Source organism: Dyella sp., from assembly GCF_035503745.1.
Lineage (GTDB): Bacteria > Pseudomonadota > Gammaproteobacteria > Xanthomonadales > Rhodanobacteraceae > Dyella_B.
Genome location: NZ_DATJTC010000009.1, coordinates 50,185 through 72,308, shown reverse-complemented (window position 1 = coordinate 72,308; position 22,124 = coordinate 50,185). Strand labels below are relative to the sequence as shown.

At 64.2% G+C, this 22,124-nt stretch carries 15 protein-coding genes, 1 pseudogene and 1 riboswitch; of the genes and pseudogenes, 11 read left to right on the top strand and 5 right to left on the bottom strand.

The window, feature by feature from the left end; all coding sequences use genetic code 11:
• Both VME63_RS03575 and VME63_RS03570 read left to right on the top strand, forming a co-directional pair.
• Positions 1-136, top strand: a pseudogene (locus VME63_RS03575) (OmpA family protein); the annotation flags it as partial.
• Between the two features lie 80 nt (positions 137-216).
• Positions 217-1,101: a pseudouridine synthase gene (locus VME63_RS03570; protein ID WP_325430316.1), complete on the top strand. Its 885-nt coding sequence runs from the start codon at positions 217-219 to the stop codon at positions 1,099-1,101.
• A gap of 138 nt (positions 1,102-1,239) precedes the next feature.
• On the opposite strand, the gene kbl is transcribed toward VME63_RS03570, so the two are convergent.
• The 4 genes from kbl to VME63_RS03550 form a co-directional block, all read right to left on the bottom strand.
• Positions 1,240-2,439, bottom strand: a complete 1,200-nt coding sequence (gene kbl, locus VME63_RS03565) for a glycine C-acetyltransferase (RefSeq protein WP_325430314.1) — start codon at positions 2,437-2,439, stop codon at positions 1,240-1,242.
• A gap of 196 nt (positions 2,440-2,635) precedes the next feature.
• Positions 2,636-6,271, bottom strand: coding sequence for a DUF748 domain-containing protein (locus tag VME63_RS03560; protein WP_325430312.1), 3,636 nt, complete (start codon positions 6,269-6,271; stop codon positions 2,636-2,638).
• A gap of 167 nt (positions 6,272-6,438) precedes the next feature.
• Entirely contained in the window at positions 6,439-7,473 is a 1,035-nt protein-coding gene (gene tdh / locus VME63_RS03555; RefSeq protein ID WP_325430310.1) for an L-threonine 3-dehydrogenase, read from the bottom strand.
• A gap of 138 nt (positions 7,474-7,611) precedes the next feature.
• Positions 7,612-8,322 (bottom strand): hypothetical protein, encoded by a 711-nt coding sequence (locus VME63_RS03550; RefSeq protein ID WP_325430308.1) that lies wholly within the window; start codon positions 8,320-8,322, stop codon positions 7,612-7,614.
• A 109-nt stretch (positions 8,323-8,431) separates the two neighbouring features.
• On the opposite strand from VME63_RS03550, the gene miaA reads away from it, so the two are divergent.
• The 9 genes from miaA (at position 8,432) to VME63_RS03505 (ending at position 18,865) form a co-directional block, all read left to right on the top strand.
• Positions 8,432-9,397 (top strand): tRNA (adenosine(37)-N6)-dimethylallyltransferase MiaA, encoded by a 966-nt coding sequence (gene miaA / locus VME63_RS03545; RefSeq protein WP_325430306.1) that lies wholly within the window; start codon positions 8,432-8,434, stop codon positions 9,395-9,397.
• Between the two features lie 154 nt (positions 9,398-9,551).
• Positions 9,552-9,836 (top strand): RNA chaperone Hfq, encoded by a 285-nt coding sequence (gene hfq / locus VME63_RS03540; protein ID WP_325430304.1) that lies wholly within the window; start codon positions 9,552-9,554, stop codon positions 9,834-9,836.
• A gap of 6 nt (positions 9,837-9,842) precedes the next feature.
• The gene (hflX, locus tag VME63_RS03535) at positions 9,843-11,162 is read left to right on the top strand and encodes a ribosome rescue GTPase HflX (protein WP_325430318.1); all 1,320 of its coding nucleotides are present in this window, start codon (positions 9,843-9,845) and stop codon (positions 11,160-11,162) included.
• Positions 11,163-11,400: 238 nt separating this feature from the next.
• Positions 11,401-12,486 carry an FtsH protease activity modulator HflK gene (hflK, locus tag VME63_RS03530; protein WP_325430301.1) on the top strand — a complete coding sequence of 362 codons (1,086 nt, stop codon included), beginning with the start codon at positions 11,401-11,403 and terminating at the stop codon, positions 12,484-12,486.
• Positions 12,483-13,355, top strand: coding sequence for a protease modulator HflC (gene hflC, locus VME63_RS03525; RefSeq protein ID WP_325430299.1), 873 nt, complete (start codon positions 12,483-12,485; stop codon positions 13,353-13,355). The genes hflK and hflC overlap by 4 nt, the downstream gene beginning before the upstream one ends.
• Before the next feature lie 4 nt (positions 13,356-13,359).
• Positions 13,360-13,545: a DUF2065 domain-containing protein gene (locus tag VME63_RS03520; protein WP_325430297.1), complete on the top strand. Its 186-nt coding sequence runs from the start codon at positions 13,360-13,362 to the stop codon at positions 13,543-13,545.
• An 80-nt stretch (positions 13,546-13,625) separates the two neighbouring features.
• Positions 13,626-14,918: an adenylosuccinate synthase gene (locus tag VME63_RS03515; protein ID WP_325430295.1), complete on the top strand. Its 1,293-nt coding sequence runs from the start codon at positions 13,626-13,628 to the stop codon at positions 14,916-14,918.
• A 306-nt stretch (positions 14,919-15,224) separates the two neighbouring features.
• Entirely contained in the window at positions 15,225-15,986 is a 762-nt protein-coding gene (locus VME63_RS03510; RefSeq protein ID WP_325430293.1) for a hypothetical protein, read from the top strand.
• Between the two features lie 233 nt (positions 15,987-16,219).
• The gene (locus VME63_RS03505) at positions 16,220-18,865 is read left to right on the top strand and encodes a M1 family metallopeptidase (protein ID WP_325430291.1); all 2,646 of its coding nucleotides are present in this window, start codon (positions 16,220-16,222) and stop codon (positions 18,863-18,865) included.
• Between the two features lie 79 nt (positions 18,866-18,944).
• On the opposite strand, the gene gcvP is transcribed toward VME63_RS03505, so the two are convergent.
• Entirely contained in the window at positions 18,945-21,815 is a 2,871-nt protein-coding gene (gene gcvP / locus VME63_RS03500) for an aminomethyl-transferring glycine dehydrogenase (RefSeq protein WP_325430289.1), read from the bottom strand.
• Between the two features lie 39 nt (positions 21,816-21,854).
• Positions 21,855-21,956, bottom strand: a riboswitch (glycine riboswitch).
• Positions 21,957-22,124 lie beyond the last annotated feature (168 nt).

Below are 22,124 nucleotides of genomic sequence, written 5' to 3'. Positions count from 1 at the left end.
CCTGACCTCGCACGGTATCGATGCGAGCCGTCTGGAAGGGCCGATCGGCCACGGCGAGAACGATCCGATCGACACCAACAAGACTGCTGCGGGCCGCGCTCGCAACCGTCGTACGGAGCTGCAGGTTCAGCAGTAATCCGAGGGTGGCAAAGTGTTACGGAAAAGCCCGGCGAAAGCTGGGCTTTTCTTTTGCCGTCAGGCTAGTCTGAGCAGCGCATGGCCACTTTTCGAACACGTTCGCATGCGCCGGCCCGACCTAGGTTCGGTCTGGCGCGCGTCATCAGCAAGCTGGGCGTCTGTTCGCGCAGCCAGGCTGAACGCGCCGTGCGCGAGGGCAGGGTAAGCGTCGATGGGCGCGTCGTGCTCGATCCGGAATGTCCCGCCGATGCCGAGCGTCAACGCATCTGTTTGGACGGCGAAAGAGTGTCGGCATCCAGGCGCATCTATGTGGTGCTGAACAAGCCGCGCGGCATCGTGGTGACTGCCGCCGACGAACGCGGCCGCGATACCGTCTACGAATTGCTCGCCACATCGGGCTTGCCCTGGCTCGGTCCGGTTGGCCGGCTCGACAAAGCCAGCGAAGGATTGTTGCTACTTAGCAACGATAGCGTGTGGGCAGCCGGGCTCACCGATCCGCGCCGTCACGTCGACAAGATCTATCACGTGCAGATCGATGCCATTCCCGAACAGGCATTGCTGGATCAGCTGCTGCATGGCGTCGAGGAGCAAGGCGAGCATCTCTCCGCCAAGCGGGTATCGGTGCTTCGCAGGGGCGAAAAAAATGCGTGGCTGGAAATTGTGCTGGATGAAGGACGCAATCGTCAGATTCGGCGTTTGCTCAAGGCGCACGGCATTGATGTACTGCGCTTGATGCGTATCGCCATCGGCGATGTCGCACTGGGCGAACTCGGCAAAGGTCAATGGCGACATCTCAGCGACGAAGAGGTGGCCAAGCTTGCGCATGCCCCGCGCAGTGAAGATGCCGAGCGTCCCGCTTCCCGGCAGGAGACCGGCGATGCCCCATCCGGCCGCACCCAGACCAGGATGTCCACGCAATCGCGGCATGAGGCGCCGCCGCCACGCGCCAAACGGCGCCGCTAGGCTCGCAGCACTTCCCGCCGTCGTACCGCGGCAAGATGAGTGCGGTGGTTGGTGTTTCATTGACGCCGACCGACGTGCGGGCCGTGTCATGGCAGGCGCCACATGCCGGAAACCGCCGGCACGTGGCGCCATCGCCGTTCAGCCGCCAATGACGCCCAGCGAACGCGCGACTTTGGTGAAGGCCGCAATGGCGCGATCCAGATGCTCGCGCGTATGCGCCGCGCTCATCTGTGTGCGAATGCGCGCCTGCCCTTGCGGCACCACCGGATAAAAGAAGCCGGTGACATAAATGCCTTCCTCAAGCAGGCCGGCGGCCATGGCCTGCGCTTTTTTCGCGTCGTAGACCATCACCGGCACGATCGGATGCACGCCCGGTTTGATGTCGAAGCCGGCTTGGGTCATCTGTTCGCGGAAATAACGGGTGTTTTCCTGCACGCGTTCGCGCAGATCGCCCGCCGAGCCGAGCATGTCCAAGACCTTGATCGCGGCAGCCACTACGTGCGGCGGCAGCGAATTGGAGAACAGGTACGGACGGGAGCGCTGACGCAGCATCTCGATCACTTCGGCGCGGCCGGTGGTGAAGCCTCCCAGCGCGCCGCCCAGCGCCTTGCCGAGCGTACCGGTGAAGATGTCGATCTTGTCCATCACGCCATGCACTTCCGCCGAGCCGCGGCCGTGCGGGCCGAGGAAACCGGTGCAGTGGCATTCGTCGATGTGCACCAGCGCGTTGTACTTGGCGGCCAGCGCCGTGATCTTGTCCAGCGGCGCGATGAAGCCGTCCATCGAAAACGCGCCGTCGCTGGTGATCAGCTTGGTGCGCGCACCGGCGGCATCGGCGGCTTGCAGCTGTGCTTCCAGGTCGGCCATGTCGCAGTTGGCATAGCGAAAGCGCTTGGCCTTGCACAGGCGGATGCCGTCGATGATGGAGGCGTGGTTCAGCGCGTCGGAAATGACGGCGTCTTCTTCGCCCAGCAGCGGCTCGTACAGGCCGCCGTTCGCGTCGAAGCAGGCGGCGTAGAGGATGGTGTCCTCGGTGCCAAAGAACGCGGCGATTTTCTTTTCCAGCGCCTTGTGCAGGTCCTGCGTGCCGCAGATGAAGCGCACCGAGGCCATGCCGAAACCGTGCGTGTCCAGAGCATCTTTGGCCGCCTGGATCACATCCGGATGGTCGGCCAGGCCCAGGTAGTTGTTGGCGCAGAAGTTGAGCACCTTGCGGCCGCCCTGCAGCTCGATCTGGGCCGATTGCGGGGAGGTGATGATGCGTTCGGCCTTGAACAAGCCCTGTTCGCGGATGGATTGGAGTTCTTGGGCGTAACGCGCCTGGCCGGAGTAGCTCATGGGGACTGCCAAGTTGGGGAAAGTGCCAATTGTCGGACTTTCCGGCGGGGGATTGAAGAGCAAGCCCGCAGGGCCGGGTCTGTTTGCCCGCCATCTGGCGCCATCGCTCAGTCGTGTGGACATACACGCCTTCGCTCTTGCTTGGCTGGCGAGCAAACAGCTCCCGGCGCGGGCCACGCCGACAGGGTAAACAGGCCTAGTGCAGGCCGAAATCGTCGCGCGTGGTCTTGCCCTTGTCCTCGATACCCGACGCATCCAGCTTGGGCGCCAGCACAAACACGCGGCTATCGTCGATCTTGCCGTGCAGGTACTGGCGCACCGCGTCGGCGCGCCGTTCGGCGAGGTGGCGCAGGGCGTCCTGGTCCACGTTCACGTTGGCCTCCATCAGCTTGATCATCGTTTGCGGCGGTTGCGACTTGATCAGGCCGATGAGGTCGCGCGGCTTCTTGAAGTCCGCATGCTTGTAGGCCTTGGCCAGGTATTTGTTGTAGTCGTCGGTGCCGGGCTTCACCGGCGCTGCCTTGGCGGCCTGGCTGCCGATGTCGTCGGCTTCCTCCTTCTGCACGGCGTCCTCGACCATCACCTTGCGCAGGCCGTCCTGGTCGAGGGAAGGATCCACACGGCCGGTGATATCGAGTTTGAGCGCCGGCTTCTTGTTCAGTATCGCTACGATCTGGTCAAGCCGTTGCCTGGCTTGGGCATCAAGCGCGTTCGAGCCAGGATCGAACTCCACGTAGCCCAGATCCTGCCCGCCACCGCCCATGCTCGATGCCAGCAGACGGAACGGCGCGGTGACCGCGCGCTTGATCAGGTTCACAAATGCCTGCCAGATCACGCCCCCGATACTGAAATGCGGATCGCTGAGCGAGCCGGACACGGGCACGTGGATATCGATGTTGCCGTTGGAATCGCGCAACAACGCCACCGCCAGTTTTACCGGCAAATGGCTGACGCCCGGCCCTTCGATGCGATCGCCGAAGGTCAATTGCGTGAGGAAAATATGATTGTCCGCATTCAACTTGCCCTGGTCGAGTTGATAGTGCACGTCCATCGTCAGGCGGCCCTTGGTGATGGGGTAGCCCGCGTATTTGCCCGAATAGGGCGATAGATGCGTCAGCTCCACGCCGTCGGCCTTGGCCTTGATGTCGAGGAAAGCCACCGGCGTGAGCGGATTGATGGTGCCGTCGATATTGACCGGCGAGTTGTCGTCCAACTGGCCCTGCAGGGTGACGTCGGCGGGCTTGTCGCTGGTATCGGTACCGAACGCGCCGATCTTGCCGGCCAGCTGCGTGATGTTGGCGGTGTAATTGGGCTTGATGAAGTTGTCGGTGTAGTTGAGATTGCCGTTGGACAGTACGATCTGGCCGATGTGGACCTGGGCGGCCGGCGCGGCGGAGGTGCTGGCGGTGGCCAGTGCGGCGCCGGTAGCACTGCCCGCTGGTGCGGGTGCAGGCGTTGTCGCCGCGGGAGCCGGGCCGTTTTCCGCGCGCGTCACGGACACTGGGGCTTGGGCCGGGTTGGATTTCACGTCCTGCAGGTTGATGCGACCGTTGCTGTTGACGATGACGCGGGCGTAGAAATCATCGAGCGCGAGGCCACCGATATCGAGCTGCGGCGCGCCTTGTCCCATGCGCAATGTCATATGAGTCGCGGCGAGCGAGTTCCAGCGCACGAAGTCGTCGTTGGTAACTTTGTCCATCACCCGCACGCGCCCCAGCACGATGCTGCCTTGGTAACGCACCAGCGGCTCGGGCTTGCGGTCGCGGTAGCGCGCGCGTCCGTTCATGCTTAGCAGGGCGCTGTCGATGCGCACGTTCAACGGTACGTTGGCCAGTGATTCGAACGGCGCGACGTTCAGTTTGGTCGCCACGATGCGCAGGTCCGCATCGAGCGGTTCGGGCCTCACGTTGCCGTTGATGTGAAACTTGCCGCCCCCAATGCCGCCACCGAGATCGAGCTTGATCGGCTTGTGCATGTTGTCGGAGAGCCCATCGATAGCGAACTTGTCGGCATCCACCGCGACATGCCCGTCCTTGCTCGGCAGCGTGGGATCGGTCAGCGCGAAGCTGCTGCCGTCGATGGCCAGATGCGCGAGGCTCCAGTGCCAGGCGGGCGACGCGGGTTGCTTGCCGTGTCCTTGCGCAGGCGTGGACTTCATCAGTCCGGCCAGGTCGATATGGCCGTTTTTCAGGCGTCTGGCGTCGATCTTCAGGCCCTTGAGGGTCACATCGCCCAGTTGTGCCGTGCTGCCCGCCAGATCGAGATGGGTGATGCCGGCAGTGAGCGATTGCCACGCAATCGGCTTGCGGCCATGTTGTTCCAGCGCGACGTCATTGGCGGTGAAGGTGGTGGCATCCATCACCAGCGAAACGGTTTTGCTCCAGTCCGCCTTCAGATGCATGTCGCCATCGAGCGTCCCGCTGGCAAGCTCGGCGTTGAGCATCGGGGGCGCCATCGCCAGCAATGGCTGCAAGCCGACGTTGCCCATGCTTATCTCGCCATCGAAGCGGCTGGTGTTCATGTACAGCTTGCCAGTGGCGTGCACGTTGCCACCGGCCATCGTGGAAGTGACATCGACCGTGCCCGGGTTGGCCGAGACGGTGGAGAATGCGCGAATGCTGCCGTGCATATTGTCCAGCGACAGGCGCGCGGGTTTCGTGCCGCTGAGGTCGGCGTATTCGAAGCTGCTGTTCTGCAGGGTGAGCGTGGCGATGAAGGCGTCGTTGGGCGGTGTACCCGGCGGTGCAGGTGGCTTGTCCTTGCCCATCAGTGCATCGAAGTTGGTGCGCCCGCCGGCGAGCTTGGCGTAGTGCAGCTTGGCCTGGTCGAGCTGGATCAAGCCGAAGTGATAGCGCGATTGCAGCGGCTCGACGTCGTCCAGCGCCGCCGTGCCGTGACCGAGCTCCAGCATCGGGGTGTCGTCATGCGTCGTCATCACGAAGTTGTCCACTTGCAATTGGCCGTCCAGACGAAGCTGCTGGGTGGGTTTCGTGTCGATGAAATGCAGATTCAACTTGCCCGAAAGCTGCCCGCTCGGAATGGCCGCCGGCAACGGCTCGGGTACGTAGGCGAGGTAGCGCGCCAGATCCAGATGATCGAGCGTAAAGCCGATCACCGATTCATGACTATCCGCGAACGGCTTGGTTTGTCCTTCGATGCGCAAGGGACTGCCATCGATGCGCATCGCCAGTAACGGTTGTACGAAAATATCCGTGTCGTGCGGCAGGTTCGCCAGAAACGGAATGCCCAGTTCGAACTGGTCGATGCGGTGGGTGGTATTGAGCACCTTGTCGTCGAGCGTGAAATCGCCGTCGTGCACGCTGATGTTAGACAAGGCAAAGCGCGTGGGCGATGCGTTCGGCGGCGACGGCTTGGCTGCGAAGCGCTGCACGATGTCGGTGAAATTGAAAGTCTGCGGCCCGGTGCGCGTGATATGGATCTGCGGATGCTGCACGGTCAGCTCGTCCAGCACCGGTGCCATCCGGAACAGCGACCCCCACGAGGCGTTGACGACCAACTCATCCACGTCGATGAACGGCGTGGTGCCGTCGCGCTCGCCGATGTGCAGCTTGTCCACGGCAATGCGCAGCGTGTAGGGGTTGATGTGCACCGCGCCGATCGATACCGGTCGTTGCAGCTGGGCGCTTGCCTGTTTTTCGATCTGGCTCTTCAAGATGCCGGGCGCGATGAAGAACCCGAACAGGCCCAGCAACACGAGGAAGATCGCGACGATCAGCGCGGTCAGGCGCAGGCGGCGGGACCGATAAAGGCCCGCTGCGCGCCGGCGCCCGGCCTCCATCCATACGCTGGGTGATGACTTCCGGTTTGCCATGCCGTCGATGCTCCCGTGACATCGCGGACCGACCATGCCCGGCAGTAGCCGTGCATTTCCCTGAACCATCACGTCGGCACGCCCGGGACCGAGTGTAGCGTGCGGCGTAGGGAATTGCGCAGCACCCGGCCGGCATTTTCGCCGGCCGGATGTTGCGTTTATTCAGCTCAGTGCCAGGAGCACACGACCTTGCCGCAGATACCGGCGTCCATCAGATCAAAGCCCTTCTGGAAGTCGTCGATGTGGATCTGGTGCGTCAGCACCTTCTGCAGCGGGAAGCCGGTCAGCACCATCTGGGTCATCTTGTACCAGGTCTCGTACATGCGGCGGCCGTAGATGCCCTGCAACGTGAGGCCCTTGAAGATCACGCGATCCCAATCGATGCCCGCGCCCTTGGGCAGGATGCCCAGCAGCGCGATCTTGCCGCCGTGGTACATGCACTCGAGCATGTCGTTGAAGGCGCGCGCATTGCCGCTCATTTCCAGGCCGACGTCGAAGCCTTCCATGTGAAGGTCTTTCATGACGTCCTTCAGTGACTGGTTGGCCACATTCACCACGCGCGTGGCGCCCATGTCGGCGGCGAGCTTGAGGCGATAGTCGTTGACATCGGTCACGACCACGTTGCGTGCGCCCACGTGCTTGGCGATGCCTGCGGCAATCACGCCGATCGGGCCTGCGCCGGTGATCAGCACGTCCTCGCCGACCATGTCGAACTCCAGCGCGCAGTGCGCGGCGTTGCCGTAGGGGTCGAAGAAGGCGGCCAGTTCCGACGGAATCTGGTCCGGAATCGGCCACAGGTTCGAGGCCGGCATCGCCATGTATTGGGCGAATGCGCCGTTGCGGTTCACGCCGATGCCCACGGTGTTGGGGCACAGGTGCTGGCGGCCGGCGCGGCAATTGCGGCAGTGGCCGCAGACGATATGGCCTTCGGCGGAGACGCGGTCGCCGATCTGGTAGCCGGTGACGCCGGGGCCGATTTCCACGATGCGGCCGACGAATTCGTGGCCGATCGTAAGGCCCGGCTTGATCGTGCGCTGGGACCATTCGTCCCATTTGTAGATATGCAGGTCGGTACCGCAGATCGCGGTTTTCTCAAGCTTGATCAGCACTTCGTTCGGGCCGATTTCCGGCACCGGCACTTCTTCCATCCAGATGCCTTGTTCGGGGCGGCTTTTGACCAAGGCTTTCATTGTCTGCGGCATGGGGCACATCCAGGGTGGGGCGGGGACACAAGGCGCTAATTATAGAGCGGCCAGCCCAGGGCATGCCTTGACGCGCTGCGGCATCGGGGGGCGCCTAGGCACGTGAGGTTTCACCGGCACGCCGCCGACGCGTGCGCTTTAAAGATCCAGCCGGTCGTAACGGCGGATGAACACGATCGGTTCTTTCACTTGCGTGGTCGTCCAGGTTTCAGTCAGCGTCAAATGATGACCGTCGGGCGAGCGTACCCAGCTCTGGTCCAGCCGCGTACCGTCGCCGAAATCCATCGAAACCTGCATACCGTCGGGTGTCAGTTGCGTCTGCACGTGTGCGCCGCCGTTGAGCGTCTGGCGCGGGATGCCGTCGAACTTGGTATCCAGCCGGTCGGTATTGTTGAAATCCACGCGCATGCCGGTGCGGTCCTGCTGGACGTTCAACAGCGCATCGTCGGCGAACAGGGGCGGGGTGGGGTCCTTGGCCGGCTTGCCGCCGTCGTCGCTCGACGTGTGCTGGCTGTTCTGGCCATGCCGTCCGCCATGCCCGCCACCCATGCCGCCGCCACCACCCATGCCATGGCCGCCGCCATGGCCAAAGCCGTTCTGGGACGAAGTGCCCGGCGTTGCGCTCGAACTGGCATTGGCTGGGCGCGAGGACGGAGTTTCTTCGCGCCTGCGCTCGGCGTGCAGGCGCTGGGCGATGACGGCGGCGCTGTCGCTGGCGCGGTCGTTGAGTTGCCAGACGCCGCTGAAGTCCTGCGCCGACGGCGCCGTCTGGGCAAGGGCGAGGCTCGCATACAGCGATCCGGCGATCATCACGGCAAGCAGCGGGCGATTCGATATCGAAGCAGGCATGAAGGTGTGCGTCAGGTCAGGTGCTGCGCTTTCAACGCATCAACAGCGCTGACGTGCACATTGCGGTGGGCTGGAATCGCAAAACAGCGCCGCCCATTACAATGCCGCGATGCCCGCCGACCACCGTCCACTCGCCCTGTTTCTGATGGGCCCGACCGCGTCGGGCAAGACAGCGCTTGCCTGCGCCTTGAGCGAACGCTTTCCACTTGGCCTGATCAGCGTCGATTCGGCGCTGGTCTACCGCGGCTTGAATATCGGTGCGGCCAAGCCCGACGCAGCCACGCTGGCGCGTTATCCGCACGAACTGATCGATATCCGCGATCCGGCCGAACCTTATTCGGCGGCCGATTTCAGCGTGGATGCGCAAGCGGCCATGCGGCGCATCGGCGAAGCGGGCCGGATACCGCTGCTGGTCGGTGGAACGGGACTGTACTTCCGCGCGCTTCAGCGGGGCCTGTCGAGCCTGCCCGAGGCCGATGCCGAGCTGCGCGCGCAGCTGGCCGAGGAAGCGGCCGGTATCGGCTGGGATGGCATGCACCGCCGGCTGGCCGAGTTTGATCCGGCCGCGGCGGCACGCATCAAGCCCGGGGATGCCCAGCGTATCCAGCGCGCGCTGGAGGTGATCGCCCTGACCGGCAAGCCGCTAAGCGACCAGCAACAGGGCGGTCGGCAGCAACCTTTCCCCTGGCGCGTCCTGAAGCTGGCCCTGCTGCCGCAGGATCGCGCGCCGCTGCATGCACGGATCGCGCGGCGTTTCGAGGACATGCTGCGAGATGGTTTGCTCGATGAAGTGCGCGCGCTGCGCCAGCGGGGCGACCTCAAGCCCGATCTGCCGGCGATCCGCGCCGTAGGCTATCGCCAGGCTTGGGAATACTTGGACGGCCTGTACGACGCGGCCCAATTGCGCGACAGGGGCATTTTTGCCACCCGCCAGCTGGCCAAGCGCCAGATCACCTGGCTGCGCGGCGAATGGGACGCGCGCGGCCTGGATCCGGACCGTCCCGACCTGCTTGCACGCGCCGCCGGGGCGGTGGCGCTGTTCCTTGGCCACGATCGGGGCCGCACCGGCTTGTGAATGGTGTGACGCAGTTTTGTTATCTATTTGTCATAACTTACAAAACTCTTTCAACCACGATTTAAAAGCGGTTAACATTCAAGCGAACTCGGGCCGGGGCGCCGTTTGGCGCCAAACTTTCCGGCCCATCCGTTGGACGAGGGGGAGAACAAGAATGTCAAAAGGGCAATCCTTGCAAGATCCATTTCTGAATGCTTTGCGCCGCGAGCGCGTTCCGGTCGCGATCTATCTGGTCAACGGCATCAAGCTGCAGGGCACGATCGAGTCGTTCGATCAGTTCGTGGTGCTGTTGCGCAACCAGGTGAGCCAGATGGTTTATAAACACGCCATCTCCACCGTGGTGCCCAGCCGCAACGTGCGGGTCGGCAACGGCCACGAAGGTCACGACGGCCACGAAGGCCACATCGAGGCGCACGCGTCGGCCGATAGCGAAGGTTGATTCACTCTGTTCGATAGGCAAAAGAAAGGCGAACGTGCCGTATTGGTCCTGCCGCATTCGCGCGGCGGGAGCGATGCGGCGGAGCGGGCGGAGGAATTCGTCGAGCTGGTGAAGTCTGCCGGTGCCCAGGTGCTGGCGACCATTTCCGCGCGCGTGGAAGCGCCCAACCCGCGCTACTACATCGGTACCGGCAAGGCCGAAGAGGTCGCCGAGGCCGTGCGCGCGCTGGAGGCGGATCTGGTCCTGGTCGATCATCTGCTTACGCCGGTGCAGGAGCGCAACCTCGAAAAAATACTCAGCACGCGCGTGGTCGACCGGGCGGGCCTGATCCTGGACATTTTCGCGCAGCGCGCGCGCTCGCACGAAGGCAAGATGGAAGTGGAGCTGGCCCAGCTCAAGCACCTGGCGACGCGCCTGGTGCGTGGCTGGACCCATCTGGACGCTCAGCGCGGCGGTGCCATCGGCAACCGCGGTCCCGGCGAAACCCAGCTGGAGACCGACCGCCGCTTGCTGGCCGAGCGCGTGAAAATGCTCTCCAAGCGACTGGAAAAAGTGCAAACCCAGCGCAGCCAGCAGCGCCGCGCGCGCCTGCGCAATACCGTGCCGCGCGTGGCCCTGGTCGGATATACCAACGCCGGCAAGTCGACCCTGTTCAACACGCTCACGCAGGGCGAGGTCTACGCCGCCGATCAGTTGTTCGCCACGCTCGATCCCACCGTGCGCAAGCTGGACGACCTCAGCTGCGGCCCGGCCGTGCTGGCCGACACCGTGGGTTTCATCCGCGAGCTGCCGCATGACCTGGTCGCTGCGTTCCGCGGCACCCTCGCCGAGGCGCGCGATGCCGATCTGCTGCTGCACGTCAGCGATGCCGCCGACGAGGAGCGCGAACGCCTGCACCAGGTGGTCGATGGCGTGCTGGAGGAAATCGGGGCGGGCGACGTGCCGCAACTGCACGTGATGAACAAGATCGATCTCGCTGGCGGCGAGCCGCGCATCGTGCGCGATGCCCAAGGTCTGCCGCAGCAGGTATGGATCTCGGCAGCCACGGGCCAAGGACTGGACTTGTTGCGCCAGGCGCTGGGCGAAGTGCTCGGCGGCGAGCGCGTGCAATCGGAGTTGCACCTGCCACTGTCGGCCGGTCGCCTGCATGCCCGATTGCGCGCGGCCGGCGCCATTGCCCAGGAGGCGGTCGACGAAGCGGGCTGGCGTCTGCACATCGATGCGCCGCGCAGCGTGCTGGTGCCATTGGCCAGCGGTCACGGTGCGGATATCGAGCTGCTGCGGGGGCTGCTGGGCAGCTCCGACACGCTGCCCGACGCTCCCTGATCGGACCTGCCGCCTGCACGCGCCATGCCGGCGCAGGCCGTGCGCGGCAGTGTCGGCACGGCCTGGCGTCCCCAGTCACGGGTCCGCCTTTCATCCGCCTCTGCTAGAATGCGACCGTTTGTGCGTGGCCCCTTATCCGGGTGCTTGCACTCCCACTAGCCGTCACCATGTCCCATCCTGCACAGAGCGTTTTCCGGCCGTTGCTGCCGGCCTCCCAGCGGCCCCAAGGAGACTGACCATGGCCTGGAACGAACCCGGTAACGGGCAACGCGATCCATGGAACAAGAACAAGCGAAACCCCGGCGGCAAGCCGGGCTTGGAGGCCGTACTCAAAGATGCCTTCAAGCGCTTGGGCAAGCTGGGCGGCCCCGGCGGCATCGCCACCATCGTCGCGGCCGTGCTCCTGGCCTGGCTGCTGCTGACCTCCTACACCATCATCGGCGCGGGGCAGGTGGGCGTGGTGCGGCGTTTTGGCGCCTATGCGCGCACCGTCGGTCCCGGCTTCCACCTGAAGCTTCCGCTGCCGATCGAATCGGTACAGCCGGTGGCGACCGGGCGCGTACGCGCGATGTCCGACCAGATTCGCCTGCTCACCCGCGATGAAGACATCGTGTCGGTGGATTTCAACGTGCAGTACCAGGTCACCGATCCGCAGAAATACCTGTTCAACACGCGCGATCCGGACGGCACCCTCAACGAGGCGGCACAGGCCGCCGTGCGAGCGGTGATCGGCATGCAGCGCATGGACGACATTCTCACCGCGCAAAATGACGGCAATGCGCCTGCGCCGGCCCTCGGCGCCCTGCAGCAGCAGGTCCGCGAGCAATTGCAGAAAACGCTCGACGCCTACGATTGCGGCCTGCAGGTGACCGATGTGAGCTTCCAGGCCATCATGCCGCCGCCGGAAGTGAAAGACGCTTTCGACGACGTCAATGCCGCGCGTCAGGATCGTCAGGGTCTGATCGACCAGGCGCACGCCACTACCAGCCAGGAAATCCCCGCCGCCAACGGCGACGCCAAGCGCGCGGTCGCCGACGCCGAAGCCTACAAGGCCCAAAGCGTCGCGCGCGCCCAGGGCGACGTCGAGCGCTTCGACCTCATCCTCAAGGAATACAAGGCTGCGCCGGATGTCACGCGCCGCCGCCTATGGCTGGAGACGATGGAACAGATTCTTCGCGTCAACAACAAGGTGATCGACGGCTCCGACGGCCGCGCCATCATCAACATCACCAACGGCGACACGCAGCCCGCCGCCAATCTGCCCGGTGTCGGCACCGTCGCCTCGCCCGGCAACGACGAGGCTGAAAAGGGGCGCCAGCCATGAAGACCACGGCCGCTATCATCATCGTCCTGCTCGTGCTGCTGGGCATCAACAGTTTATATACGGTGCAGGACGGCCAGTCCGTGCTGGTGCTGCAGTTCGGCAAGATCCTGCGCACCGATCGGCAACCGGGCCTGCACGCAAAGGTGCCGTTGCTGCAACAGGTGCTGACGCTGGACGACCGCATCCTTGCCTTCGACGGCACGCCGCAGCGCTGCGCCACGTCCGACAAGCAAAGCATCAACGTGGACTACTACGTGAAGTGGCGCATCGCCGATCCGGCCGCGTACTACCGCGCCACCAACGGCGACGAATTGCAGGCCGGCCAGCGTCTGAGCCCGATTGTCAGCAATGCCCTGCGCAACGCGATCCAGGCGCGCAGCCTGCAGCAGCTGGTTGCCGGCGGTCAGGGCGATCTGACCGCCAACGCGCTGGCGCCGTCCAATGAGCAGGCCAAGGGCATGGGTGTCGCCGTGGTCGATGTGCGCATCACCGGCATCGAATTTCCCGACGACATCAAAACGGCTGTCTACAAGCGCATGCAGACCGAACGCCAGCAGCAGGCCGCCGCGATCCGCGCCGATGGCAGGCAGCAGGCCGAGGCGATCAAGGCCGATGCGCAGAGCCAGGCGCAGATCATCCGCGCCAATGGCGAAAGCCAGGCCGAAAAGGTCAAGGGCGAGGGCGATGCGCAGGCGGCGCAGATCTACGCGCAGGCCGCCTCGCAGGATCCGGATTTCTTTGCCTTCTACCGCAGCCTGGAGGCCTACAAGCAGGCCTTCGGCGACGGCAAGGGCACCATCATTCTCAAGCCCGATTCCGAATTCCTGCGTTACTTCAGCAATCCGGCCCCGGCGCCGGCACGGCACTGACGCCATGCCGCGCGAGTTCTACGCCGCACTATGTCTGGTCCTGGTCATCGAGGGCCTGGTGCTGTTCGCCGCCCCGCAGGGCTGGCAGGCGATGATGCGCCAGGCGCTGCAGCTTCCGCCGCGCACCCTGCGGGTGTTCGGCGCACTGGCCATGGGAGCCGGGCTGCTTACGCTGCAGCTGATCCACTAGCACTTTCACCGCGCGGTAACCGCCGCGCGCGATAGTTTTCCCGTTCCGCCGATCGGAACGTCCTTAGAGCGAGAAACATCATGGGCAAGTCAGTCGTAATTCTTGGCGCACAGTGGGGCGACGAAGGCAAAGGCAAGATCGTCGACCTGTTGACCGAACGCGTGGGCGCCGTCGCGCGCTTCCAGGGCGGCCACAACGCCGGCCACACCCTTGTCATCAAGGGCAAGAAGACCGTGCTGCATCTGATTCCCTCGGGCATCCTGCGCGACGACGCGCTGTGCCTGATCGGCAACGGCGTGGTGCTGTCGCCCGCCGCGCTCAAGCAGGAAATCGAAGAGCTGGAAAAGCAGGGCGTGAACGTGCGCCCGCGCCTTAAGATCAGCCCGGCCACGCCACTGATCATGCCCTACCACATCGCCGTCGATAAGGCCCGCGAAGCGGCCGCCGGCGGCAAGGCCATCGGCACCACCGGCCGCGGCATCGGCCCGGCGTACGAAGACAAAGTCGCCCGCCGCAGCGTGCGCGTGGCCGACCTGATGTATCCGCATGAGCTGCCGGCGCTGATCAAGTGCGCCGTCGACTACCACAACTTCATTCTTACCCAGTGGCTGAAGGCTGAGCCGGTGGAGTACCAACAGGTGCTGGACGATGCGGTCGCTTATGGCGAATTCATCCGCCCGATGGTCGATGACGTTGCCACCATCCTGCACGACGTGCGCAAGGAAGGCGGCAACATCCTGTTTGAAGGGGCGCAAGGTGCGCTGCTGGACATCGACCACGGCACTTATCCCTACGTCACCTCCAGCAACACCACCGTGGGCGGTGCGCTGGCCGGCACCGGCGTGGGCGCGGGCGACATCGACTATGTGCTCGGCATCTGCAAGGCCTACGCCACGCGCGTGGGCGGCGGTCCGTTCCCCACCGAACTCAACGACGAGATGGGCGAGCGCCTGCGCAAGGTCGGTAACGAATTCGGTGCCAGCACCGGCCGTCCGCGCCGCTGCGGCTGGATCGACCTGGTGGCGCTCAAGCGTGCCGTGCAGATCAACGGCATCAATGGCCTGGCCATCACCAAACTGGACGTGCTCGACGGCCTGGAAACCATCAAGGTTTGCATCGCCTACGAATACCGCGGCAAGCGCCGCGAGCTGGCGCCGCTGGACGCCGACGGCTGGGCCGAATGCAAGCCGGTGTACCTGGAGTTCCCCGGTTGGGCCGAATCCACCGCCGGTATCCGCGACTGGAACAAGCTGCCCCCCGCCGCCCGCGCCTACCTGCGCGCGGTGGAAGAGCTTTCCGGCTGCCGCCTGGCGATCGTGGCGACCGGTGCGGATCGCGATGACACCATTGTGCTGGACGATCCGTTTGCCTAAGCATTGCCGTTAAGCGCGATTGCACCGAAAGGGCCCTCTTTGCAGGGCCCTTTCTCGTCAGGCTTTTCGCCTCGTTCTGTGCGCATGGATATGCTCTGTCTTGCTCATCGTGCCGAGAGCTGGGGTAGGTGTCGCCATTGAAAGGGCGGCCTACAAACCGCAAGCGGTACCTCACCCTGACTTCCGAGGGATGCCGTGCGATGGCTGCGAGGGGATACTTGGGGTCAGGCCGATACCCGTGTCATCGCGTTCGGCAGTGGGTCGTTTAGCCGGATGTCACCAGCAATTGGCTATAGGGAGTGTTGCATGGCCAAGATGACGCGAAAGATGCTTGCCTCATGCGTGTGCGCCGCAGCGTTTGCAACGGCATGGCTGGCAGGTACCGCAACCGCGCAGCAACCTGCCTCCACCAGCAGCACCTACGTGCCAAGCGACAAGGAGCTGGCCGCCGCCAACTGCATCATCGGCGAAGAACGTTTTCTGCCAGGCGATTACTACTATTGCCTGGGCGGCATGACCTACGGGCAGCACAACTACGCCCAGTCCAATCGCTTTTTTACCACTGCCGCCAGCTGGGCCAGCAAGCCGGCGCAATACGTATTGGGTGTGATGGCGTTGAACGGCGATCACCAGCCGAAGAACCGCGCGCTGGCGCTGGCATGGTTGGCCTTGGCCGCAGAGCGTCCCGATTCGCGTTTCAAGAAACCCTACGAAGAGGTGTACACAGCCTCTTCGCCGGCTGAGCGCAGTGCCGCCGACGCCTTGCTGGAAAAGATGCGCCCGGTCTATGGCGATGCCACCGCCGCAGTACGCGCGCAAAAGCGCTACGCGGACGGCATGGCGGTACTCAACCGGCTCAATAACGGCGGCAGCCTGTATTGCATGGAAGGCATGGCAACCTTGGCCAACGCCAACTCCGATCCCTCGCAGTGCCTGCCCGTGCAGCAGATGGTGAAGACGGTGGATCGCGCATCGGTGAACGTGTTCGAGGGATGGGCAGGGCATGTCACCGTTGGCGATCTGCAGCAAGTACCGCCCGTACCCGCGTCGTCCGGCGACACGCGCTGAGTTTTTGCGGCCATCCGTTCTTGCAAGGCCCGTAATACACGGCCTCGTCTATCCCGGGGACAAAGACGCTGGGTGTGACGCACGGCCATGACTTCCGGCCGTATCTTGCGTACTGGCGCTCGCCGCACTATTCGACCGTTCGGCTTTGGGCAAGGGGCCCGGCCGGAAGATTCCCAAGACACCGGCGTCCGGTTCACCGGCCGGGGCGATCATTCACAGATTTAGGGGACGTTATGCGCACGATGCTTTTTTCCGCCATGGTCTTGGCATTCGCCGGTGTTGCGGCCAGCGGCGCCGCGATGGCGCAGACGGCTTCGGCCGAGGTCATCGGCACCACCCAGCTGCCACGCAACGTGCGTCCCACGCATTACGACGTGACGGTGACGCCGCACGTCGATGCCTTGAACTTCGACGGCAAGGTGACGGTGACGATCGACGTGCTCAAGCCCAGCACCAGCATCACGCTCAATGCGCTGGAGATGAAGTTCGCGTCGGCTAGCCTGTCGCCGGTATCGGGCAGCGCGACGTTCGCCGCGCCGAAAATTACCGTGGACAACAACGCACAGACCGCCACGTTCACGTTCGCCAAGCCGATCCCGGTCGGCAGCTATCGCCTGAGCATGGACTACACCGGCAAGATCGACACGCAGGCCAACGGTCTGTTCGTGATCGACTATGACACCAAGCAAGGCCGCAAGCACGCGCTGTACACGCAGTTCGAAAATTCCGACGCGCGCCGCTTCATTCCCTCGTGGGACGAACCGGCGTACAAGGCGACGTTCGACCTGACCGCCATCGTACCCACCGGCCAGATGGCGGTGAGCAACATGCCTGCGGCGGAAAAAACCGACATCGGCCACGGCCTTACGCGCGTGCGCTTTGAGCCTTCGCCGAAGATGTCCACGTATCTGTTGTTCTTCGGTACCGGCCAATTCGATCGCGTAACCACCCACTCCGATGGCACCGAAATCGGCGTGGTCACGCAGAAGGGCATTTCCTCGCAGGCCAGCTTCGAGCTGGAGTCGGCCAAGGCCATCCTGCACGAATACAACGACTATTTCGGTACGCCGTACCCGCTACCCAAACTGGACAACATCGCCTCGCCGGGCAGCAGCCAGTTCTTTGCCGCGATGGAAAACTGGGGTGCGATCTTCACCTTTGAATACGCCATGCTGCTGGATCCCTCGATCTCCACGCAGGCCGACAAGGAGCAGGTATTCAACGACGCGGCGCATGAGATGGCGCACCAGTGGTTCGGCGACCTGGTCACCATGCGCTGGTGGGACGACCTGTGGCTCAACGAAGGCTTCGCCTCGTGGATGGCCACGCGCACCACCGAGAAACTGCATCCGGAATGGAACGTGCAACTGGATACGGTGGGCATTCGCGAAGGCGCAATGAGTTTCGATGCCTCCCCGACCACGCACCCGATCGTGCAACACATAGAGACCGTGGAGCAGGCCAACCAGGCTTTCGACGTCATCACCTATTCCAAGGGCGAGGCGGTGATCCGCATGCTGGAAAACTACGTCGGCGCCGATACCTGGCGCGACGGCGTGCGCCGTTACATCAAGGATCATGCCTACGGCAACACGGTGTCCGACGATCTGTGGCATGCCATGGAAACGGTTACCCACAAGCCGGTGACCACCGTGGCGCACGACTTCACATTGCAGCCGGGCGTACCGCTGATCCGTGTGGCTTCGGAAACCTGCAAGGATGGAAACACCACGCTCAAGCTTACGCAGGGACAATTCACCAAGGGTCCCGCCACTAAGGTGGCACGGCACTGGCACGTGCCGGTGAATGCGCAAACAGTCGGCGGCGCGTCGGCAAGCGTACTGGTGGATGGTCAGGCTTCGCTGGTGGTGCCCGGATGCGGGCCGGTGGTGGTCAATGCGGGGCAGACCGGTTATTTCCGCACGCTTTACAACCCGCAGGCCTTTGCCGCGCTCAGCGCCGACTACGGCAAGCTCGCGCCGATCGACCAGCTGGGCCTGATGGACGACACCGCCGCGCTGGGCCTGGCCGGGCTGCAGCCCGCATCGGGCGTGCTCGATCTGATCAAGGCCACGCCGGTGGACGCCAACCCGGTGGTGTGGGGCAACATCACGCAGATGCTCGGCAGCCTGAACCGCTATTACCGCGATGGCGATGCGGGGCAGGCGGCGTTCCAGGCGTTTGCCATCGCCAAGCTGGAGCCGGTATTCACGCGGGTGGGCTGGGAGGCCAAACCCGGCGAACCGGCGACGGTGGCGATCCTGCGCGAGCAGCTCATTTATACCTTGAGCGATCTGGGCGACCAGAACGTGATCGCCCAGGCACGCCATCGCTTTGACGCGCAGGCGAGCGATCCTTCGGCAGTGCCGCCGGCGCTGCGCAAGATCATCACTGCCGTAGTGGCCTACCATGCGGACGCGGCGATGTGGGAAGAGCTGCATAAGCGGGCGCAATCGGAGAAGACGCCGCTGGTCAAGGACACCTTGTACGCGCTGCTCGCCAGCGCCAAGGACAAGGACCTGGCCAAACGCGCGCTCGATCTGGCTTTGACGAACGAACCGGGCGCTACCAACAGTGCGAACATGGTGTCGATGGTGTCGCGCCAGCATCCGGAGCTGGCATTCGACTTTGCCATCGCGCACCGCGAGCCCATGAACCAGTTGATCGACGCGACTTCGCGTAGCGAGTACTACCCGAGGCTGATTTGGTCGTCGCTGGATCCGGCGTCGATCGAAAAGATGCGTGCGTTCGAACAATCCTACATCGCGCCCACCTCGCGCCGGGTCGCCGATTCGGCGGTGGCGAACATGCAGTACCGCATTGGCGTGCACAAGGACCGCCTGCCCGCCATCGATGCGTGGCTGAAGAAGAACGGCTGAGCGGAGCGGCTAAGCGAGCGTCAAAAAGAACCCCGCCGAATGAGCGGGGTTCTTTTTTCGTATCGATGTCACCGCCTGCTTACGCCTCGGCTTCTTCCTTGTACGCATCCACCGGAATGCACGCGCACATCACGTTCTTGTCGCCGTAGACGTTGTCCACGCGCGCCACCGGCGACCAGTACTTCTGCAGCTTCAGGCTCGGCAGCGGGAAGGCGGCCAGTTCGCGCGGGTAGGCGTGGGTCCATTCAGTGCCGGTCACCATGGTGGCGGTGTGCGGCGCGTTTTTCAGCGGATTGTCTTCGCGGTCCAGGCGGCCGTCTTCGATGGCGCGGACTTCGTCGCGGATCTGGATCATCGCGTCGATGAAGCGATCCAGCTCGTGCATCGATTCGCTTTCGGTGGGCTCCACCATCAGCGTGCCGGCCACCGGGAAGCTCAACGTCGGTGCATGGAAGCCGAAGTCGATCAGGCGCTTGGCCACGTCCTCGGCGCTGATGCCGGTGGCGTCCTTGATCGGACGAAGATCAAGGATGCACTCGTGCGCCACCAGGCCGTTACGGCCGGTGTAGAGCGTTTCGTAATGGGACGCCAGGCGCTTGGCAATGTAGTTGGCGTTGAGCAGCGCCACCTGGGTGGCCTTGCGCAGGCCCTGCTGGCCCATCAGCGTGATGTACATCCAGCTGATCGGCAGGATGCTGGCGCTGCCGAAGCTCGCCGCGCTGACCATGCCGACCTTGCCTTCGCCGCCGAGCGTGCGCGGCAGGAACGGCGCGAGGTGCGACTTCACCGCGCACGGGCCTACGCCCGGGCCGCCACCGCCGTGGGGAATGCAGAAGGTCTTGTGCAGGTTCAGGTGCGAGACGTCCGAGCCCCACTTGCCGGGCTTGGCCAGGCCGACCAGTGCGTTCATGTTGGCGCCGTCGGTGTACACCTGGCCGCCGTGCTGGTGCACGATCTCGCAGATGCGCACCACGTCTTCCTCGAATACGCCATGGGTGGACGGGTAGGTAATCATCAGCGCGGCGAGGCGGTCGGAATATTTCTCGGCCTTGGCGCGGATGTCTTCCACATCGACGTTGCCGTTGCTGTCGCACTTGGTCACCACCACCGTCATCCCGCACATCTGCGCAGAGGCCGGATTAGTGCCATGCGCCGATTCGGGAATCAGGCAGATGTCGCGCTTGTCATCGCCGCGCGAGCGGTGATATTCGCGGATGGCGAGCAGGCCCGCGTATTCGCCCTGCGCGCCGGAGTTCGGCTGCAGGCTGACGGCATCGTAGCCGGTGCATTCGACCAGCATCGCTTCCAGTTCGTCGATTAGCTGCTTGTAGCCCTGCGTCTGGTCGGCCGGCGCCAGCGGATGGATCGCGCCGAATTCCGGCCACGTCACCGGGATCATTTCGGCGGTGGCGTTGAGCTTCATGGTGCAGCTGCCCAGCGGGATCATGGTGCGATCCATCGCCAGGTCCTTGTCGGCCAGCGAACGCATGTAGCGCAGCAATTCGTGTTCGCTGTGATGGGTGTTGAACACCGGGTGCTGCAGGAAGGCATCCTTGCGCAGCAGCGCGGCGGGCAGGGCGTCGGCGGTGCCGGCGTCAAGCTCGTCGATGTCGCCCAGGTCCGCGCCGAACAGGTCGGCCAGTGCCTGCACGTCGGCGCGCGTGGTGGTTTCGTCCAGGCTGATGCCCACGCTCTGGCCGTGGATCTGGCGCAGGTTGATGCCCTTGCTCACCGCCATGGCGTGGATCGCATCGGCATCGACGTTGGTGACGTGCAGGGTGTCGAAGAAATCGTTGTGCACCGTCATGCCCGCGCCGCGCAGCGCGGCAGCGAGGATGGCGGCAAGGCGATGCGTGCGCCGTGCGATGCGCTGCAAACCTTCCGGACCGTGATACACGGCGTACATGCTGGCCATCACGGCCAACAGCACCTGCGCGGTGCAGATGTTGGACGTGGCCTTTTCGCGGCGGATGTGCTGCTCGCGCGTCTGCAGTGTCAGGCGGTAGGCGGGCTTGCCCTCGGCGTCCACGGACACGCCGATCAGGCGGCCCGGCATCGAGCGCTTGTACGCGTCACGGCAAGCGAGATACGCGGCGTGCGGGCCGCCGAAGCCGAACGGCACGCCGAAACGCTGGCTGTTGCCGATCACGATGTCCGCGCCCCACGAACCGGGCGAAGCGATCAGGGTCAGCGCAAGCAGGTCGGTGGCCACGGCGACGATGCCGCCGCGCGCATGCACGGCCTCGGCCACGGCGCGGTAGTCGTGGATCTGGCCGTAGGTGTTGGGGTACTGCAGCAGCACGCCGAAGCTATCCACACTGGCCGCTTGCGAGGGCTCGCCCACCTGCAATTCGATGCCCACGCCGTCGGCGCGGGTGTGCAGCACTTCCAGCGTCTGCGGATGCACGTCGTTGGCGACGAAGAACACGTTGGACTTGGATTTGGCCGAACGCTTGGCCAGCGTCATCGCTTCGCCCGCGGCGGTGGCTTCGTCAAGCAGCGAGGCGTTGGAGATGTCCATGCCGGTGAGGTCGGCGACCATGGTCTGGAAGTTGATCAGCGCTTCCATGCGGCCTTGCGAAATTTCCGCCTGGTAGGGCGTATACGCCGTGTACCACGCCGGGTTCTCCAGAATGTTGCGCAGGATGACGTTGGGCGTGAGCGTGCCGTAATAACCCTGGCCGATGAAGTTCTTGAACACCTTGTTTTTGCGCGCGATCAGGCGGATCTTCGCCAGCGCTTCTTCTTCGGTGATGCTGGCGGGCAGCGCCAGCGGCTGCGTGGACTTGATCTGGCCTGGCACGATGGCATCGGTCATGGCTTCGAGCGAAGCATGGCCGATCACGTGCAGCATCTGCGCGATCTCGGCGTCGTTCGGGCCGATGTGGCGCTCGATGAAGGCGTGATGGTGCTCGAGTTCGCGCAGCGAAGGAGAGGTTTTCTGGCTCATGGCAAAGGCGTCCGAAGAAAAACGTGCAGGCCGCACGCGGGGCGCCCCTCTGTCCTTTTGCCTGAGAGTTTGGAAGCGGCAGGGTCTGCGCTTCGTGCCCCTTCGGCGCCGGATCGAACCGGTCTCTCCAGAGTCTTGGGTATATGGCGGTATGGAGCCTGAGCGATTACGGGCGTTGCGCCTTCGGCAGCGGGTGTAGGCCCGCTTCTCCCACCATGTACATCAAGACCCCAATTATACCTTGTGCAGGGCTCGGCGCACTGCCGTATTCAGCTTGGCCGGAGTAGCCTTGGCCTCCCAACATCCTCG

What these genes read in the sequence shown, in the direction of transcription:
- VME63_RS03570 (WP_325430316.1), top strand. Translation starts at nt 217, where the DNA reads ATGGCCACTTTTCGAACACGTTCGCATGCGCCGGCCCGACCTAGGTTC.
- kbl (WP_325430314.1), bottom strand. Translation starts at nt 2,439, where the DNA reads ATGAGCTACTCCGGCCAGGCGCGTTACGCCCAAGAACTCCAATCCATC.
- VME63_RS03560 (WP_325430312.1), bottom strand. Translation starts at nt 6,271, where the DNA reads ATGGCAAACCGGAAGTCATCACCCAGCGTATGGATGGAGGCCGGGCGC.
- tdh (WP_325430310.1), bottom strand. Translation starts at nt 7,473, where the DNA reads ATGCCGCAGACAATGAAAGCCTTGGTCAAAAGCCGCCCCGAACAAGGC.
- VME63_RS03550 (WP_325430308.1), bottom strand. Translation starts at nt 8,322, where the DNA reads ATGCCTGCTTCGATATCGAATCGCCCGCTGCTTGCCGTGATGATCGCC.
- miaA (WP_325430306.1), top strand. Translation starts at nt 8,432, where the DNA reads ATGCCCGCCGACCACCGTCCACTCGCCCTGTTTCTGATGGGCCCGACC.
- hfq (WP_325430304.1), top strand. Translation starts at nt 9,552, where the DNA reads ATGTCAAAAGGGCAATCCTTGCAAGATCCATTTCTGAATGCTTTGCGC.
- hflK (WP_325430301.1), top strand. Translation starts at nt 11,401, where the DNA reads ATGGCCTGGAACGAACCCGGTAACGGGCAACGCGATCCATGGAACAAG.
- hflC (WP_325430299.1), top strand. Translation starts at nt 12,483, where the DNA reads ATGAAGACCACGGCCGCTATCATCATCGTCCTGCTCGTGCTGCTGGGC.
- VME63_RS03520 (WP_325430297.1), top strand. Translation starts at nt 13,360, where the DNA reads ATGCCGCGCGAGTTCTACGCCGCACTATGTCTGGTCCTGGTCATCGAG.
- VME63_RS03515 (WP_325430295.1), top strand. Translation starts at nt 13,626, where the DNA reads ATGGGCAAGTCAGTCGTAATTCTTGGCGCACAGTGGGGCGACGAAGGC.
- VME63_RS03510 (WP_325430293.1), top strand. Translation starts at nt 15,225, where the DNA reads ATGGCCAAGATGACGCGAAAGATGCTTGCCTCATGCGTGTGCGCCGCA.
- VME63_RS03505 (WP_325430291.1), top strand. Translation starts at nt 16,220, where the DNA reads ATGCGCACGATGCTTTTTTCCGCCATGGTCTTGGCATTCGCCGGTGTT.
- gcvP (WP_325430289.1), bottom strand. Translation starts at nt 21,815, where the DNA reads ATGAGCCAGAAAACCTCTCCTTCGCTGCGCGAACTCGAGCACCATCAC.